The sequence below is a fragment of the Aeromicrobium sp. 10G20-16 genome (assembly GCF_055809665.1).
Map to the genome: position 1 here is coordinate 249,829 of NZ_CM147919.1, position 15,817 is coordinate 265,645.

General features: G+C 65.7%; 10 protein-coding genes, 3 rRNA genes and 1 pseudogene. All 14 read left to right on the forward strand.

What is annotated here, in order from left to right:
• The first annotated feature begins 3 nt into the window (after positions 1-3).
• The 14 genes and pseudogenes from AC0L5F_RS01190 (at position 4) to AC0L5F_RS01255 (ending at position 15,755) form a co-directional block, all read left to right on the forward strand.
• The gene (locus tag AC0L5F_RS01190; protein ID WP_473314778.1) at positions 4-390 is read left to right on the forward strand and encodes a universal stress protein; all 387 of its coding nucleotides are present in this window, start codon (positions 4-6) and stop codon (positions 388-390) included.
• Between the two features lie 35 nt (positions 391-425).
• A pseudogene (gene tyrS, locus AC0L5F_RS01195) lies at positions 426-1,683 on the forward strand (tyrosine--tRNA ligase).
• Between the two features lie 527 nt (positions 1,684-2,210).
• Positions 2,211-3,728: ribosomal RNA gene (locus AC0L5F_RS01200) — 16S ribosomal RNA — on the forward strand.
• Positions 3,729-4,041: 313 nt separating this feature from the next.
• Positions 4,042-7,151 (forward strand): 23S ribosomal RNA (locus AC0L5F_RS01205).
• Positions 7,152-7,240: 89 nt separating this feature from the next.
• Positions 7,241-7,357: ribosomal RNA gene (gene rrf, locus AC0L5F_RS01210) — 5S ribosomal RNA — on the forward strand.
• Together the 16S, 23S and 5S rRNA genes form the textbook arrangement of a ribosomal RNA operon.
• Before the next feature lie 85 nt (positions 7,358-7,442).
• Entirely contained in the window at positions 7,443-8,399 is a 957-nt protein-coding gene (locus AC0L5F_RS01215; RefSeq protein WP_473314779.1) for a tetratricopeptide repeat protein, read from the forward strand.
• An 89-nt stretch (positions 8,400-8,488) separates the two neighbouring features.
• On the forward strand, positions 8,489-8,848 hold the full coding sequence (locus AC0L5F_RS01220; protein WP_473314780.1) for a single-stranded DNA-binding protein: 360 nt from the start codon (positions 8,489-8,491) through the stop codon (positions 8,846-8,848).
• A 9-nt stretch (positions 8,849-8,857) separates the two neighbouring features.
• Positions 8,858-9,871: an HAD-IIA family hydrolase gene (locus AC0L5F_RS01225; protein ID WP_473314781.1), complete on the forward strand. Its 1,014-nt coding sequence runs from the start codon at positions 8,858-8,860 to the stop codon at positions 9,869-9,871.
• The gene (locus tag AC0L5F_RS01230) at positions 9,868-10,119 is read left to right on the forward strand and encodes a hypothetical protein (protein ID WP_473314782.1); all 252 of its coding nucleotides are present in this window, start codon (positions 9,868-9,870) and stop codon (positions 10,117-10,119) included. Before AC0L5F_RS01225 ends, AC0L5F_RS01230 begins: the two co-directional genes overlap by 4 nt.
• A gap of 10 nt (positions 10,120-10,129) precedes the next feature.
• On the forward strand, positions 10,130-10,978 hold the full coding sequence (locus AC0L5F_RS01235) for a TlyA family RNA methyltransferase (protein WP_473314783.1): 849 nt from the start codon (positions 10,130-10,132) through the stop codon (positions 10,976-10,978).
• Positions 10,975-11,877 (forward strand): NAD kinase, encoded by a 903-nt coding sequence (locus AC0L5F_RS01240; RefSeq protein ID WP_473314784.1) that lies wholly within the window; start codon positions 10,975-10,977, stop codon positions 11,875-11,877. The genes AC0L5F_RS01235 and AC0L5F_RS01240 overlap by 4 nt, the downstream gene beginning before the upstream one ends.
• Positions 11,877-13,586, forward strand: coding sequence for a DNA repair protein RecN (gene recN, locus AC0L5F_RS01245; protein WP_473314785.1), 1,710 nt, complete (start codon positions 11,877-11,879; stop codon positions 13,584-13,586). The genes AC0L5F_RS01240 and recN overlap by 1 nt, the downstream gene beginning before the upstream one ends.
• A 112-nt stretch (positions 13,587-13,698) precedes the next feature.
• Positions 13,699-14,877: a putative cytokinetic ring protein SteA gene (steA, locus tag AC0L5F_RS01250; protein WP_473314786.1), complete on the forward strand. Its 1,179-nt coding sequence runs from the start codon at positions 13,699-13,701 to the stop codon at positions 14,875-14,877.
• Positions 14,874-15,755, forward strand: coding sequence for a copper transporter (locus tag AC0L5F_RS01255; protein WP_473314787.1), 882 nt, complete (start codon positions 14,874-14,876; stop codon positions 15,753-15,755). The genes steA and AC0L5F_RS01255 overlap by 4 nt, the downstream gene beginning before the upstream one ends.
• Positions 15,756-15,817: the final 62 nt, after the last annotated feature.

Genomic DNA, 15,817 nt, shown 5'->3' on the forward strand with positions numbered 1-15,817 from the left:
GTCATGACAATTGCCGTCGCCTACCGTCCCGACACGTATGGACGTGCCGCCCTCGACTGGGCCGCCGCCCAGGCGCGCACCACCCACGACTCGCTGCTGATCATCAACGTGACCCGTGCAGAGCCCCGGCTCGAGCCCGGCCACGCCCGCGGCCATCACATCCAGGACTTCACCGCGGCGCTGAAGGCCGACGGCATCGACTTCGAGGTGCGGCAGGTCGAGGGAGAGGACATCGCCGACTCGGTGCTGTTCGAGGTCGAGCAGGCCTCCGCGTCGCTGGTCGTGATCGGCGTCCGCCCGCGCAGCCCGGTCGGCAAGATGCTGATGGGCAGCGTCGCGCAGTCGATCCTGCTCGACGCGCACGTCCCGGTCGTCGCGGTCAAGCCCTGACCGGCTGAACACGCTCGAGCGATAGGCTCGCGGGCGTGACTCACGTCCTCGACGACCTGCAGGCTCGCGGCCTGATCGCCCACTCGACGGACCCCGAAGCATTGCGAGCGGCCCTGTCCGACGGGTCGATCACCTACTACGTGGGGTTCGACCCCACCGCACCGAGCCTGCACATCGGCAACCTGCTGCAGATCCTGACCGCTCGGCGGCTCCAGCTGGCCGGCCACCGCCCCCTGATGCTGGTCGGCGGTTCCACGGGCCTGATCGGCGACCCCAAGGAGGCGGGGGAGCGCAGCATGAACACGCGCGAGACCGTGGCCGACTGGGTGGCCGGCATCCAGCGTCAGGTCGCGGCGTTCGTCGACTTCAGCGGCGACAACGCGGCCGTGATGGTCAACAACCTGGACTGGACCGAGAACCTCGGCACGATCGACTTCCTGCGCGACATCGGCAAGCACTTCCCGGTCAACCGCATGCTGGCGCGTGACGTCGTCAGCAGCCGCCTGGAGTCCGGCATCAGCTACACCGAGTTCAGCTACGTGCTGCTGCAGTCGATGGACTACCTCGAGCTGCACCGCCGGCACGGGTGCGTGCTGCAGACCGGCGGCAGCGACCAGTGGGGCAACATCACCGCCGGCGTCGAGCTGATCCGGCGTGCCGACGGCGCCAAGGTGCACGCGCTGGCCACGCCCCTGGTCACGAAGGCCGACGGCACCAAGTTCGGCAAGACCGAGAGCGGCACCGTCTGGCTGGACCCCCAGCTCACCAGCCCCTACGCGTTCCACCAGTCGTGGATCCAGGCGGAGGACGCCAAGGTGGGCGAGTACCTCAAGCAGTTCACGTTCGTGCCGATCGACGAGATCGAGGCGCTGATGCGCGAGCACGACCAGAAGCCGGGCCTGCGGCTCGCGCAACGGCGCCTGGCCGCGGAGGTCACGACGCTGGTCCACGGAGCCGCCGAGACGACGGCGGCCGAGCTCGCCGGCCAGGCGCTGTTCGGCCGCGGAGAAGCTCGGCGAGCTGCCCGCGGACACCCTGGAGGCAGCCTTGCGTGGTGCCGGTGCGGTGGAGGTCGACGATCCGCCGACGGTGGTCGACGCGTTCGTCGCGGCGGGACTGGTCGACAGCAGGTCGGCCGCGCGGCGCGCCGTGTCCGAGGGTGGTGCGTACGTCAACAACGAGCGGATCGGCGATCCCGAGACCGTCATCGCAGGCCCGATGCTCCTCCACGGGCGCTGGGCGGTCCTCCGCAAGGGCAAGCGCTCCATCGCGGGCGTTCGCGTCGGCCGATGACCGACGAAATGTGTTCTGACCTGCGATTTCAGGACATTTCGCGCTTGGCAAGCGAATGTGACCGGCGACACACGTCGGGGATTTGACGCGCACGAATTGCGTCCGTAATGTTCTTCTTGTTGCACAGCACGACGGAGCGAAAGGCCGCAAGGCAGGTCGCTGGGGCTGGCAGCCATCTCTACCGAAACGATCAACGCCAGGCGGCTGAGCTGCCGGAGACGGATCGCTGACAACGGGGGATGAGCACGGTGACCGACCCGGGTTTGACCGGTGAAAACGAGCCGTGTAAGTTGGACGAGTTGCCCCGGAAGTGGCAGGCCGAAAGGCCGACACTGCGGTGTGCGTCTGATCCTTGAGAACTCAACAGTGTGCCAAAAGTCGACGAGATTAATTAGTAGTACCCCGTCGAGACCCGTCGGTGAGCTTCGGCTCGCCGATCTCGATGGATAATCAATTCCGACAATTTATTTGTCAGCAAATAGTTTGTCGGGATCAACTGAAGTTGAGCAGGCCTTGAGCCTGCACTTTCAACGGAGAGTTTGATCCTGGCTCAGGACGAACGCTGGCGGCGTGCTTAACACATGCAAGTCGAGCGGTAAGGCTCCTTCGGGAGTACACGAGCGGCGAACGGGTGAGTAACACGTGAGCAATCTGCCCTTCTCTTTGGAATAAGCGCGGGAAACTGCGTCTAATGCCGAATACGACCTCCATTCGCATGTTTGGAGGTGGAAAGCTCCGGCGGAGAAGGATGAGCTCGCGGCCTATCAGCTTGTTGGTGAGGTAATGGCTCACCAAGGCATTGACGGGTAGCCGGCCTGAGAGGGTGACCGGCCACACTGGGACTGAGACACGGCCCAGACTCCTACGGGAGGCAGCAGTGGGGAATATTGGACAATGGGCGAAAGCCTGATCCAGCAACGCCGCGTGAGGGATGACGGCCTTCGGGTTGTAAACCTCTTTCAGTAGGGACGAAGCGAAAGTGACGGTACCTACAGAAGAAGGACCGGCCAACTACGTGCCAGCAGCCGCGGTAATACGTAGGGTCCGAGCGTTGTCCGGAATTATTGGGCGTAAAGGGCTCGTAGGCGGTTTGTCGCGTCGGGAGTGAAAACTCAGGGCTCAACCCTGAGCGTGCTTCCGATACGGGCAGACTAGAGGTATGCAGGGGAGAACGGAATTCCTGGTGTAGCGGTGGAATGCGCAGATATCAGGAGGAACACCGGTGGCGAAGGCGGTTCTCTGGGCATTACCTGACGCTGAGGAGCGAAAGCATGGGGAGCGAACAGGATTAGATACCCTGGTAGTCCATGCCGTAAACGTTGGGCGCTAGGTGTGGGGACCTTCCACGGTCTCCGTGCCGCAGCTAACGCATTAAGCGCCCCGCCTGGGGAGTACGGCCGCAAGGCTAAAACTCAAAGGAATTGACGGGGGCCCGCACAAGCGGCGGAGCATGCTGATTAATTCGATGCAACGCGAAGAACCTTACCTGGGTTTGACATATACCGGAAAGCTGCAGAGATGTAGCCCCCCTTGTGGTCGGTATACAGGTGGTGCATGGCTGTCGTCAGCTCGTGTCGTGAGATGTTGGGTTAAGTCCCGCAACGAGCGCAACCCTCGTTCTATGTTGCCAGCACGTAATGGTGGGGACTCATAGGAGACTGCCGGGGTCAACTCGGAGGAAGGTGGGGATGACGTCAAGTCTTCATGCCCCTTATGTCCAGGGCTTCAAGCATGCTACAATGGCCGGTACAAAGGGCTGCGATACCGCAAGGTGGAGCGAATCCCAAAAAGCCGGTCTCAGTTCGGATTGGGGTCTGCAACTCGACCCCATGAAGTCGGAGTCGCTAGTAATCGCAGATCAGCAACGCTGCGGTGAATACGTTCCCGGGCCTTGTACACACCGCCCGTCACGTCATGAAAGTCGGCAACACCCGAAGCCGGTGGCCCAACCCTTGTGGAGGGAGCCGTCGAAGGTGGGGCTGGCGATTGGGACGAAGTCGTAACAAGGTAGCCGTACCGGAAGGTGCGGCTGGATCACCTCCTTTCTAAGGAGCACTTGGTGGCCGGCGAGAGCCAGGTCATCCATTGAGTCTGTTTGGACGGCGAATGTCTGTCCGCAGCTCAGCTCACTAGTGGATCGTCAATTATTTGGTGAGATGGCCAACCACGAACGTCAGTACGTCTCCTCGGAGTCTGGAACCTCGTTTGGAAGTAGTCATCAAATCAGGCACACTGTTGGGTCCTGAGGGATCAGCGATGATCTCTCGGACCACGCACCACCCCCGTCGCCGGGGGCATGAGTGTGGGACCGCCCGTATTTTGAGAACTTCACAGTGGACGCGAGCATCTTTGTAGTAACAACAAGCTACTAAGTGCACATGGTGGATGCCTTGGCATCGAGAGCCGATGAAGGACGTTGGAGTCTGCGAAAAGCCCCGGGAAGGTGACAACCGACCTGTGATCCGGGGATGTCCGAATGGGGAAACCCACCTGGAGTAAAGTCCAGGTACCTCTGTCTGAACACATAGGGCAGCAGGAGGGAACGTGGGGAAGTGAAACATCTCAGTACCCACAGGAAGAGAAAACAACCGTGATTCCGGTAGTAGTGGCGAGCGAAACCGGACCTAGGCTAAACCTCAGGTATGTGATAGCCGGCAGGCGTTGTACCTGGGGGGTTGTGGGGCCAGATCGTTGATTCTGCCGAGTCAACAAAGAGTCATAAACCATGAGTGAAGTGGAAGCCGACTGGAAAGTCGCGACATAGAGGGTGAGATCCCCGTACACGTAAGCTCATGGCTCTTTTCTGTCACCCCGAGTAACACCGAACCCCTGAAATTCGGTGTGAATCTGGCGGGACCACCCGTTAAGCCTAAATACTCCTCGATGACCGATAGCGGACAAGTACCGTGAGGGAAAGGTGAAAAGTACCCCGGGAGGGGAGTGAAATAGTACCTGAAACCATGTGCATACAATCCGTCGGAGCGGTTCCTCGTGAACTGTGACGGCGTGCCTTTTGAAGAATGAGCCTGCGAGTTAGCGTGGTGTAGCGAGGTTAAGGCGAGAGCCGTAGCCGTAGCGAAAGCGAGTCCGAATAGGGCGACTGAGTTGCACCATCTAGACCCGAAGCGGAGTGATCTATCCATGGGCAGGTTGAAGCGCGGGTAAGACCGCGTGGAGGACCGAACCCACCTAGGTTAAAAACTGGGGGGATGACCTGTGGATAGGGGTGAAAGGCCAATCAAACTCCGTGATAGCTGGTTCTCCCCGAAATGCATTTAGGTGCAGCGTTGCGTGTTTCTTGCCGGAGGTAGAGCACTGGATGGACTAGGGGGCCTACAAGCTTACTGAATTCAGCCAAACTCCGAATGCCGGTAAGTGAGAGCGCAGCAGTGAGACTGTGGGGGATAAGCTTCATAGTCGAGAGGGAAACAGCCCAGACCATCAGCTAAGGTCCCAAAGAGATCACTAAGTGGAAAAGGATGTGGAGTCGCACAGACAACCAGGAGGTTGGCTTAGAAGCAGCCACCCTTTAAAGAGTGCGTAATAGCTCACTGGTCAAGTAATTCCGCGCCGACAATTTAGCGGGGCTCAAGTGATCCACCGAAGCTATGGGATTCATGCAATAGCCAGGCCTTCGTGGTCCAGGCGTATGGATCGGTAGGGGAGCGTCGTGTGGCGAGCGAAGCGGCGGGGTGACCCAGCCGTGGATGCCACACGAGTGAGAATGCAGGCATGAGTAGCGAATGAGGAGTGAGAAACTCCTCCACCGAATGACCAAGGGTTCCAGGGTCAAGCTAATCTTCCCTGGGTAAGTCGGGACCTAAGGCGAGGCCGACAGGCGTAGTCGATGGACAACGGGTTGATATTCCCGTACCGGCACTGAACCGCCCATGCTGAGCCCGGTGATGCTAAGTGCCCGAAACCGGCCTTCAGTCCTCTTCGGAGGACACTGGCCGGCGGAGCGCACGACCCAAACCGGTAGTAGGCAAGCAATGGTGTGACGCAGGAAGGTAGCTCAACCGTGGCGATGGTAGTCCACGGGTAAGGTCGTAGGGCGAGTGATAGGCAAATCCGTCACTCATCAAGCCTGAGAGCCGATGCCACCCGCATCTAGCGGAGTGTGAGTGATCCTATGCTGCCGAGAAAAGCATCTAGCGAGGTTCTGAGCCGCCCGTACCCCAAACCGACTCAGGTGGTCAAGTAGAGAATACTCAGGTGATCGAGTGAACCATGGTTAAGGAACTCGGCAAAATGCCCCCGTAACTTCGGGAGAAGGGGGGCCGGATTCGTCAGTGAGCTTGCCTCACGAAGCGTTGAAGGCCGCAGAGACCAGGCCCAAGCGACTGTTTACTAAAAACACAGGTCCGTGCTAAGTCGAAAGACGCCGTATACGGACTGACTCCTGCCCGGTGCTGGAAGGTTAAGGGGACGTGTCAGCGCAAGCGAAGCACAGAACTTAAGCCCCAGTAAACGGCGGTGGTAACTATAACCATCCTAAGGTAGCGAAATTCCTTGTCGGGTAAGTTCCGACCTGCACGAATGGAGTAACGACTTGGGCGCTGTCTCAACCATGGACTCGGCGAAATTGCACTACGAGTAAAGATGCTCGTTACGCGCGGCAGGACGGAAAGACCCCGGGACCTTTACTATAGTTTGGTATTGGTGTTTGGTTCAGTTTGTGTAGGATAGGTGGGAGACTGTGAAGCTTGGACGCCAGTTCAGGTGGAGTCATCGTTGAAATACCACTCTGGCTGTACTAGATATCTAACCTAGGTCCGTTATCCGGATCAGGGACAGTGCCTGATGGGTAGTTTAACTGGGGCGGTTGCCTCCTAAAATGTAACGGAGGCGCCCAAAGGTTCCCTCAGCCTGGTTGGCAATCAGGTTTCGAGTGTAAGTGCACAAGGGAGCTTGACTGTGAGAGTGACAACTCGAGCAGGGACGAAAGTCGGGACTAGTGACCCGGCGCTGGCTTGTGGAAGCGGCGTCGCTCAACGGATAAAAGGTACCCCGGGGATAACAGGCTGATCTTCCCCAAGAGTCCATATCGACGGGATGGTTTGGCACCTCGATGTCGGCTCGTCGCATCCTGGGGCCGTAGCAGGTCCCAAGGGTTGGGCTGTTCGCCCATTAAAGCGGCACGCGAGCTGGGTTTAGAACGTCGTGAGACAGTTCGGTCCCTATCCGCCGCGCGCGTAGGAAACTTGAGAAAGGCTGTCCCTAGTACGAGAGGACCGGGATGGACGAACCTCTGGTGTGTCAGTTGTTCTGCCAAGAGCACCGCTGATTAGCTACGTTCGGAAGTGATAACCGCTGAAAGCATCTAAGCGGGAAGCACGTTTCAAGATGAGGTTTCCCACTGGTTTACCAGGTAAGGCCCCCAGCAGACCACTGGGTTGATAGGCCGGAAGTAGAAGTGCAGCAATGCATGGAGCTGACCGGTACTAATAGGCCGAGGGCTTGTTTCTTACAAAGATCACGCGCGTCCACTGTGAGGTTCCCGAGATACGGTCGGGAACCAGGTCGAAAGACCATGGTTTTGATATCTCCATAGAGTTTCGGCGACCATGGCGAGAGGGAAATACCCGGCTACATTCCGAACCCGGAAGTCAAGCCTCTCAGCGCCGATGGTACTGCACTGGAGACGGTGTGGGAGAGTAGGACGTCGCCGGACAATCATTTGCGCGAGGCCGCTCCTTCGGGAGCGGCCTCGCTGCATTTTGCTTGCAATGCAGGCTCAGACAGGAAGGACCAGCGCAATGGCTGAGTCGAGAGGAGCCCGCGGCAGCGGCCGCGGACCACAGCGCGGCGGAGCCGGTCAGGGCCGTGGAGGCCAGGGTGGCGCCGGTGGCCGTGGACCTCGCCGAGACGGCGATGGTCCGCGCGGCCGGGACGGACGTGGCCGGGACGGCGACAAACCCCGTGGCGGCAAGCCGTCGGGTCGTCGCGATGATCGCGACTCGGGCAATCGCCCGGGAAGCAGCTCGCGCGGGCGTCCGGCCTATCGAGGCCGGCCCGAGCCCGAGGAGCGCACGCCTGACCAGAAGATCTACGACGGCCCGCCGATCCCCGACGACGTCAGCGCCAAGGATCTCGACAAGTTCGCACGGCAGCAGCTGCAGAGCCTGCCGGAGAAGCTCGCGGACAAGGTCGCGCGTCACCTGGTGATGGCCGGATTGTTGCTGCACGAGGACCCCGAGCAGGCGTACCTGCATGCTCTGGCCGCGCGCGCCCGGGCGACCCGCTCGGCGCTGGTGCGCGAGGCGTGCGGCGAGACTGCGTATGCCGCCGGCAAGTGGGCGGAGGCATTGTCAGAATTCCGCGCGTCGCGCCGGATGTCCGGCAACCAGATGTACGCCCCGATGATGGCCGACTGCGAGCGTGCACTCGGCCGGCCCGAGAAGGCGATCGGCTACGACACGCCGGAGATTCGGTCGAAGCTCGATGATGCCGGGGGAGTGGAGCTGTCGATCGTCGTCGCCGGCGCTCGCCGGGACCAGGGTCAGGCCGAGGCTGCCGTGCGTCTGCTGGAGACCGAGCCGCTGCACTCCAAGGGCCGGTCGCCGTGGGTGGCCCGGCTGCGCTACGCGTACGCCGACGCTCTGCTCGACTCCGGCCGTACCGACGATGCGATCGAGTGGTTCCACCGCGCGGTCGCCGTCGATGGGGACAACCTCACCGACGCCGTCGACCGCCTCAAGGAGCTCGGCGCCTAGCGCGTGCACAGCCCCGCTGCCGTCTGGGCCTGTCCACAGGCTGCGGTGACCACCTCGACCTGCGCGTGCGCGGGCTCGAGGCTGGCGTTATGCCCAAAACCCCTGCGCCCCACACCCCTGCGCCCGAAACCCCTGCGCCCGTCAACCATGTCCAGCTGAGCGGTCGTGTCTCGGCGGCCCCCGAGACCAGGACGCTGCCCAGCGGTGACCAGGTCGTGTCCTTTCGCGTCATCGTCCAGCGCGACGCGGCCGCGCGTCGCCGGTCCAGGCAGACCGTCGACACCATCGAGTGCACGGCGTGGACCGCGGCACTGCGGCGCAAGGTGACCCGGCTCGTCCCCGGCAGCACGGTGGACGTGAGCGGACAGCTGCGTCGGCGCTTCTCTCGAGGCGCCGGTGGCGTGACCAGCCGCGTGACGGTGGATCTGGACTCCTGCACCTCTCGGTAGGCTCGCCCCATGACCTCAGGCACGTCGCTCGTTTCGTCGGTGGTGCCGCTGCACGAGGCGCATGATCTCGCGATGCTGGACCTCGACGGAGTGGTGTACCTCGGTCCGACCGCCATCCCGGGAGCCGCTGAGGCCCTGGCGGCAGCGCGATCGGCCGGGATGCATCTGGCCTACCTGACCAACAACGCGTCTCGTCCGGCCGTCGACGTGGCCGCTCATCTCCGGTCGCTCGGCATGCCACCGCTGGAGGACGCCGACGTCGTCACGTCGGCGCAGGCGGTGGCCGAGCTGATGGCGCGGGATCTGCCTGCCGGCGCGCGAGTCCTGCTGATCGGAGGAGACGGCCTGCGGGTCCCGCTGGAGGATCGCGGCCTCGTCTGCGTCCGCTCGCTGGACGATGACCCGGTGGCCGTCGTGCAGGGCTACCACGCCGACCTCGGGTGGCGAGATCTCGCCGAGGCCGCCTACGCGGTCCACTCCGGGTTGCCCTGGTACGCCAGCAACACCGATCTGACCATCCCCACTCCGCGCGGCATCGCGCCCGGCAACGGGTCCCTCGTGCAGGCGGTCGCCACGGCCACCGGCCGGGTGCCCGTCGTCGCGGGCAAGCCCGAACGCCCGCTGTTCGACGTCACGCTCGAACGTCTCGGGGGCGAGCGTCCGTTGATGATCGGCGACCGCCTCGACACCGACATCGACGGCGCCATCGGAGCCGGCGTGCCGAGCCTGGCCGTCCTCACGGGGGTCAGCTCGCTCGCGGAGATCTTCGCCGCCCCGCCCGGCCACCGGCCCGACTACGTCGCGGCGGACCTGATGGCGCTGGGGGAGAGCCATCGGCCGGTCGAGGTCGACGACAGCAGCGCCAGCTGTGACGGGGTCCGGGCGCAGGTCGATGCCGACGGCACCATCGAGGTCAACGGCCCGCGGAGCACCTCCCGGCTGCGTGCAGCGGTGGCCCTCGCGTGGGCGTGGCACGACACGTCCGGCCGATCGGCGATCCCGGGTGGGACACTGGACGCATGAGCGAGACTCCGTATGACGACCACGGCGTCGACCACGCTGTCGACCACGGTGTCGAGGGGCATGTCGACGACGACCTGCGTGACGAGCCCCCCGGTGACCCGGTGCTCACCGGGGACGTGGTCATCGACGAGGCACTGGTCCGTCTCGATGCGCTCGAGTCGCGCGACGTCAGCGAGCACCCGGCTGAGTTCGAGCAGATCCACCGGGTGCTGCGCGACTCCCTGACCGGTCACCACCGCCAACCATGAGCCGCCCTGCATGAGCCGCCGACTGCGTCTCGACGCCGAGCTGGTCCGTCGCGACCTGGCTCGGTCGCGTGATCATGCCGCCACGTTGATCACCGACGGCCGAGTCTTCGTGGCGGGCGCGCGGGCCAGCAAGCCGGCCACCGGTGTCACCACCGACCAGGCGATCGTCGTCAAGGGATCGAGCGAGCCCACCTGGGCCTCGCGAGGTGCGTACAAGCTGCTCGGCGCCCTCGACGTGTTCACGCCGATGGGACTGCAGATCGAGGGTCGCCGCTGCCTCGACGCAGGAGCGTCCACCGGTGGGTTCACCGACGTGCTGCTGCGCAGGGGAGCCAGCGAGGTGGTCGCGGTCGACGTGGGGTACGGCCAGCTGGTCTGGAGCCTGCAGAGCGACGAACGGGTCCACGTCATGGACCGCACCAACGTGCGCCATCTTGAGGTCGATGACATCGGCGGACCGGTCTCGATGGTGGTCAGCGACCTGTCCTTCATCTCCTTGACGGTCGTGATGCCCGCCCTGACGAGGATCACCTCGCCGAGCACGAGTCGCGACGGCGACATCGTGCTGATGGTGAAGCCGCAGTTCGAGGTCGGTCGCGAGAGGCTCGGCAAGAACGGGGTCGTGCGCGACCCCGAGCTGCATGCCGAGGCGGTGCACCGAGTCTGCGAGAGCGCGCAGTCCGCCGGCTGGGGCACGCGTGCCCTGGCGCCGAGTCCGTTGCCGGGGCCGGCCGGCAACGTGGAGTACTTCTGCTGGCTGCGCACCGACGCGCCGCCGCCTGTGCTGTCGGCCGCCCACGACGTCGTGGCGGCCGGGCCCCTGGTGATCGACCCCGACAGAGAGCGAGAGCGCGCATGAGATCGGTCCTGATCCTGGTCCACGCTGCGCGGACCGAGGCGGCTCGCGTCGCGGTCGACTTCGCACGCTCGGTATCGGCCGAAGGTGTGCAGATCTGCGTCCTGGACGCCGACGCCACGGTGCTCAAGGAGGCCGGTCTCGCCGACATGCGCACCGTCGCAGCGGCGCCGCCGGAGTGCGAGCTCGCGGTGGTGTTCGGCGGCGACGGCACCATCTTGCGAGCAGCGGAGGCGTGTCGCGGCAGCGAGATCCCGGTGCTCGGGGTCAACCTCGGCCACGTCGGGTTCCTCGCCGAGGCCGAGGTCGAGGACGTCAGCCAGGTGGTTCGCGGTGTCATCGACCGCACCTACACGGTCGAGGAGCGGCTCACCGTCGACGTGGTGGTCACGGTGCGCGGCGAGGTCGTCGCGACCAACTGGGCGCTCAACGAGGCCTCCGTCGAGAAGGCGGCCCGAGAGCGCATGCTCGAGCTCGTCGTCGAGATCGACGATCGTCCCGTGTCGCGCTGGGGATGCGACGGCGTCGTGTGTGCGACGCCCACCGGATCGACGGCCTACAACTTCAGTGCCGGCGGACCGATCGTCTGGCCCGAGGTCGCCGCGCTGCTGATGGTCCCGATCAGCGCTCACGCCCTGTTCGCTCGGCCCATGGTGGTGTCGCCCAACGCCACGTTGGCCATCGAGGTCGTGGGCGAGCAGTCCACCGGAGTGCTGTGGTGCGACGGCCGCCGAGCCGCCGAGCTGCCGGTGGGCGCGCGGGTCGAGGTCACCAAGGGGGCCTCGCCGGTGCGGCTGGCCCGCCTCGGCAGCAGCCCGTTCGCGGATCGACTCGTGCGCAAGTTCGATCTCCCGGTCGCCGGATGGCGCGGGGCGTCGCGAGGAACGGGGAGGCGGGACTGATGTGGCTGCACCTGAACCTGACCTCGCTGGGTGTGATCGACTCCGCCGAGCTCGAGCTGAGCGAGGGATTCAGCGTCATCACCGGTGAGACCGGAGCCGGCAAGACGATGGTCGTCACGGCGCTCGGGTTGTTGCGCGGCGATCGCGCCGATCTCGGACTGGTGCGCCACGGGGCCGACCAGGCGCGGGTCGAGGCCAGCATCTCGCTCCCGTCCGGATCCGCTGCAGCGCAGTCGATCGACGAGGCCGGAGGACGCGTCGACGACAGCGGCGGTGACCAGGTGGTCGTGATCGGACGCGTCTTGTCGGCGCAGGGGCGTTCGCGCGCGATCGCCGGGGGAGCGACCGTCCCGGCCGCGCTGCTGGCGGAGGTCACCGACGAGCTGGTGGCGGTGCACGGGCAGTCCGACCAGCACCGGTTGCTCCGCCCCGCCGAGCAGCGCGCTGCCCTCGACCGATTCGCCGGCGCGGAGCTCGCCGATGCTCTGGCGACGTACGCGCCGGTGCACTCGCGCTGGCGCGAGGCCCAGCGCCGCCTGAACGATCTGCGCACCCACGTCCAGGAGCGAGCGCGTCAGCTCGACGTGCTGCGGCACGGGGTCGACGAGATCGACGCCGTCGAGCCGGTGGCCGGCGAGGACGCCGACCTGCTGGCCGACGAGGGCCGACTGGCCCATGCCGAGGCGCTGGCGAGCGCTGCCGAAGCGGCCCACTCCGCACTGGCTCCCGACGTCGACGACGAGACCGGAGGGGCCCGCGACCGCGTCGCAGCGGCCGTCTCGGCCCTGCGCGACGTCGCCGGCCACGATCCGGCGCTCGACGCGCTGGCGGCGCGCACCAACGAGGTCGTCATCCTGCTCGACGAGGTCGCCACCGACCTGTCGACCTACGCCACCTCGGTCGACCTCGACCCGCAGCGACTCGCGTCGGTCCAGGGCCGTCGGGCCGAGCTGTCCGCGCTGCAGCGCAAGTACGGTCCGTCGCTCGACGAGGTCATCGCCTGGGCCGACAAGAGCCGCGCTCGTCTCGCCGAGCTGGGCGACGACGACTCGAGCATCGCCGAGCTCGAGACCGAGCTCGAGGAGCTGGAACCGCGCGTGCTCGAGCTCGCGGCGCAGCTCACCGCACTGCGCCGGGACGCCGCCGGCCGTCTGTCCGCCCTGGTCGATGCCGAGCTCGCCCAGCTGTCCATGCCGTCAGCCCATCTCGAGGCACGAGTCACCACGGCCGACGGTGCGGTGCCCGGCCCGCACGGGCTCGACGACGTGGAGCTGGTCTTCGCCGCGAACAGCGGGTCGGGGCTACGACCGTTGCACAAGGGCGCCAGCGGCGGCGAGCTCTCACGCCTGATGCTGGCCCTCGAGGTCGTGCTGGCCGACCGGTCCACCGTCCCCACGCTGGTCTTCGACGAGGTCGACGCCGGCATCGGTGGGCGTGCTGCCGTCGAGGTGGGTCGCCGCCTGGCCCGGCTGGCCGAGCACGCACAGGTCATCGCCGTCACCCACCTGCCGCAGGTCGCTGCGTTCGCCGACCACCACTTCGTGGTCGACAAGGACGACGACGGCGCCGTCACGCGCAGCTCGGTCGTGCGCCTCGGCGACGAGCAGCGGGTCGACGAGCTGGCTCGCATGCTGGCCGGGCAGGACGACTCGGCCAGTGCGCAGGCCCACGCCCGCGAGCTGCTGGCGCTGGCCGGACAGGGCTCGTGAGCACGGAGCCATGGGCGTGGAACACCTGAACTCTCGCTGAGACTCTCCTTTCACTCGCGACACGCCGTGTCGCCTGGCCGGTTCGGACCAGTCAGCAGGGACCATGGGGACGATGGTCAAATTTCGCAGGTCCGCAGCCGATCCCGCGGCGCGTCCCGGGGTGCACGTCGGCCCTGTCCGCTTCGTGCGGCAGGACGCCGACCTCGCGTCGTTGCGCTCCGGCGACATCGCGCTGGTCGAGATGCCCGACATCGACGCCCGCTACGCACAAGGGCTGATCGACAGCGGCGTGCGGCTCGTCCTCAACTCCGAGCCGTCCGCCTCCGGACGCATTCCCAACCAGGGACCCAGCCTGCTCTCCAGCGCCGGTGTGACGCTGATCGACATTCCCGACGACGCCATCTGGACGCTGGTCCGCAACGGTGACGTCCTCGAGGTCGAGGACGGCCAGATCCGTCGGGACGGGTCCGTGGTGACGGCCGGCGTCGTCATCGACTCCGACCAGAGCCGCGACCTGCTGGACGAGGCCAAGTCCGGGCTGGCGAACCGTCTGGACAGCCTCGCGGCCAACGCCACCGACCACATCCAGCGCGAGCAGGCCATGCTGCTGGACGGTGCGCGCGTGCCGCACCTGCGCACCTCGCTTCGCCGCAGGCCCGTCATCGTGGTGTCGGAAGGCTACGACGCCGCCGAGGACCTGGCCGACCTCAAACGTTTCATCGCCGGACACGACCCGGTTCTCATCGGGGCTGCCGGCGGTGCCGACGTGCTCCTGCGCGGAGGGCACACGCCGCACGTCGTCGTCGGTGCGATCGAGAACCTGTCGGACCAGACGATCAAGTCCGCCGGAGAGGTCGTGGTCACCACCGCGTCGGGTCGGGTCGACGGGCCCGAGCGCCTCGAGCGGCACGGCAAGGAGATCGTCACGTTCGTCTCCACCGGGTCCGAGGACGATCTCGCGATCCTGCTGGCCGACACCAACGAAGCATCGGTGATCGTGCACGTGGGCGCCCCGCCGACGCTGGCGGAGTTCCTCGAACGCCCACCCAGCGACGTGGCCCGCATGTTCGTGGCACGTCTGCGCGCCGGCAGCAAGCTCGTGGACGCCAAGTCGGTCAATCATCTGACCGGGCGCCCCATGGCCTGGTGGCCGTTGGCACTGCTCGTGCTGGCCGGCGTCATCGCCGTCGCGGTCGCCATCACCGTCACCCCCGCCGGACAGGACTGGGTCGACCGCCTCGGCGTGTCGATCGGCAGCGCCGGCACCTGGATCAAAGGACTGTTCTCGTGATCAACTTCCGCTACCACGTCGTCTCGCTGGCAGCCGTTCTGCTGTCCCTGGCCGTCGGCGTCGTCCTCGGAGCGGGGTTCCTGGACTCGACGGACTCCGGCACCGACAGCAACGGCGACCAGGTGGCGGCGGCCGACCCGGCCATCGCCTCGTTCGACTCCGGATACGTCGGTCGCACCAGCCCCACCCTGCTCAAGGACAAGCTCGCCGACTCCTCAGTGCTGGTCATCACCACACCGGGCGCCAAGGCTGCCGACATCAAGGGCGTCACGACGTCCCTCGGCCAGGCCGGCGCCGAGGTCGTCGGTCAGGTGGCCATGACCGGCAAGCTGCTCGATCCGGCCGGCCGCCAGTTCGCCGAGGGCGTCGCGCAGCAGGTCGGCGAGGACGTTCCCGGGATCACCGCCGAGGGCGACAGCTACGCCCGCATCGGCGCCGCGCTGGCACGTGGTCTGGTCTCGGACAAGACTGCCGACGTCGACGACGCCGCCACCACGCTCCGCTCCGCGTTCGTCGAGGGCAAGCTGATCACGCTCACCACGACACCGACGCAGCTGGCCTCGTTGGTCGTCGTCGTCACCGGGCCGCGGACGTCCAGCTCGCAGGACCAGGGCGTCAGCGTCGCCGGGATCGCCGCGGCGATGGACAGCGCCAGCCGTGGCGTCGTGGTCGCCGGCCCGGCCTCCTCGTCGTCGTCCGGCGGCATCGTGGCGTCGCTGCGTGACAGCGACCAGGCCGGCACCGTGTCGACGGTCGACGTGGTCGACTCACCGGCCGGTCGCGTCGTGGTGGCCCTGGCCCTGGCCAGCGAGGCCGCCGGCCGGTCCGGCCAGTGGGGAACGTCCCGCAGCGCCGACGGCGCCGTTCCGGCAGCGTGACCCGTTCACGGTCGGGTGTGTCGTGGCCGGGCGGGCGTGAAGCACGGTAGGCTGGAATCCCG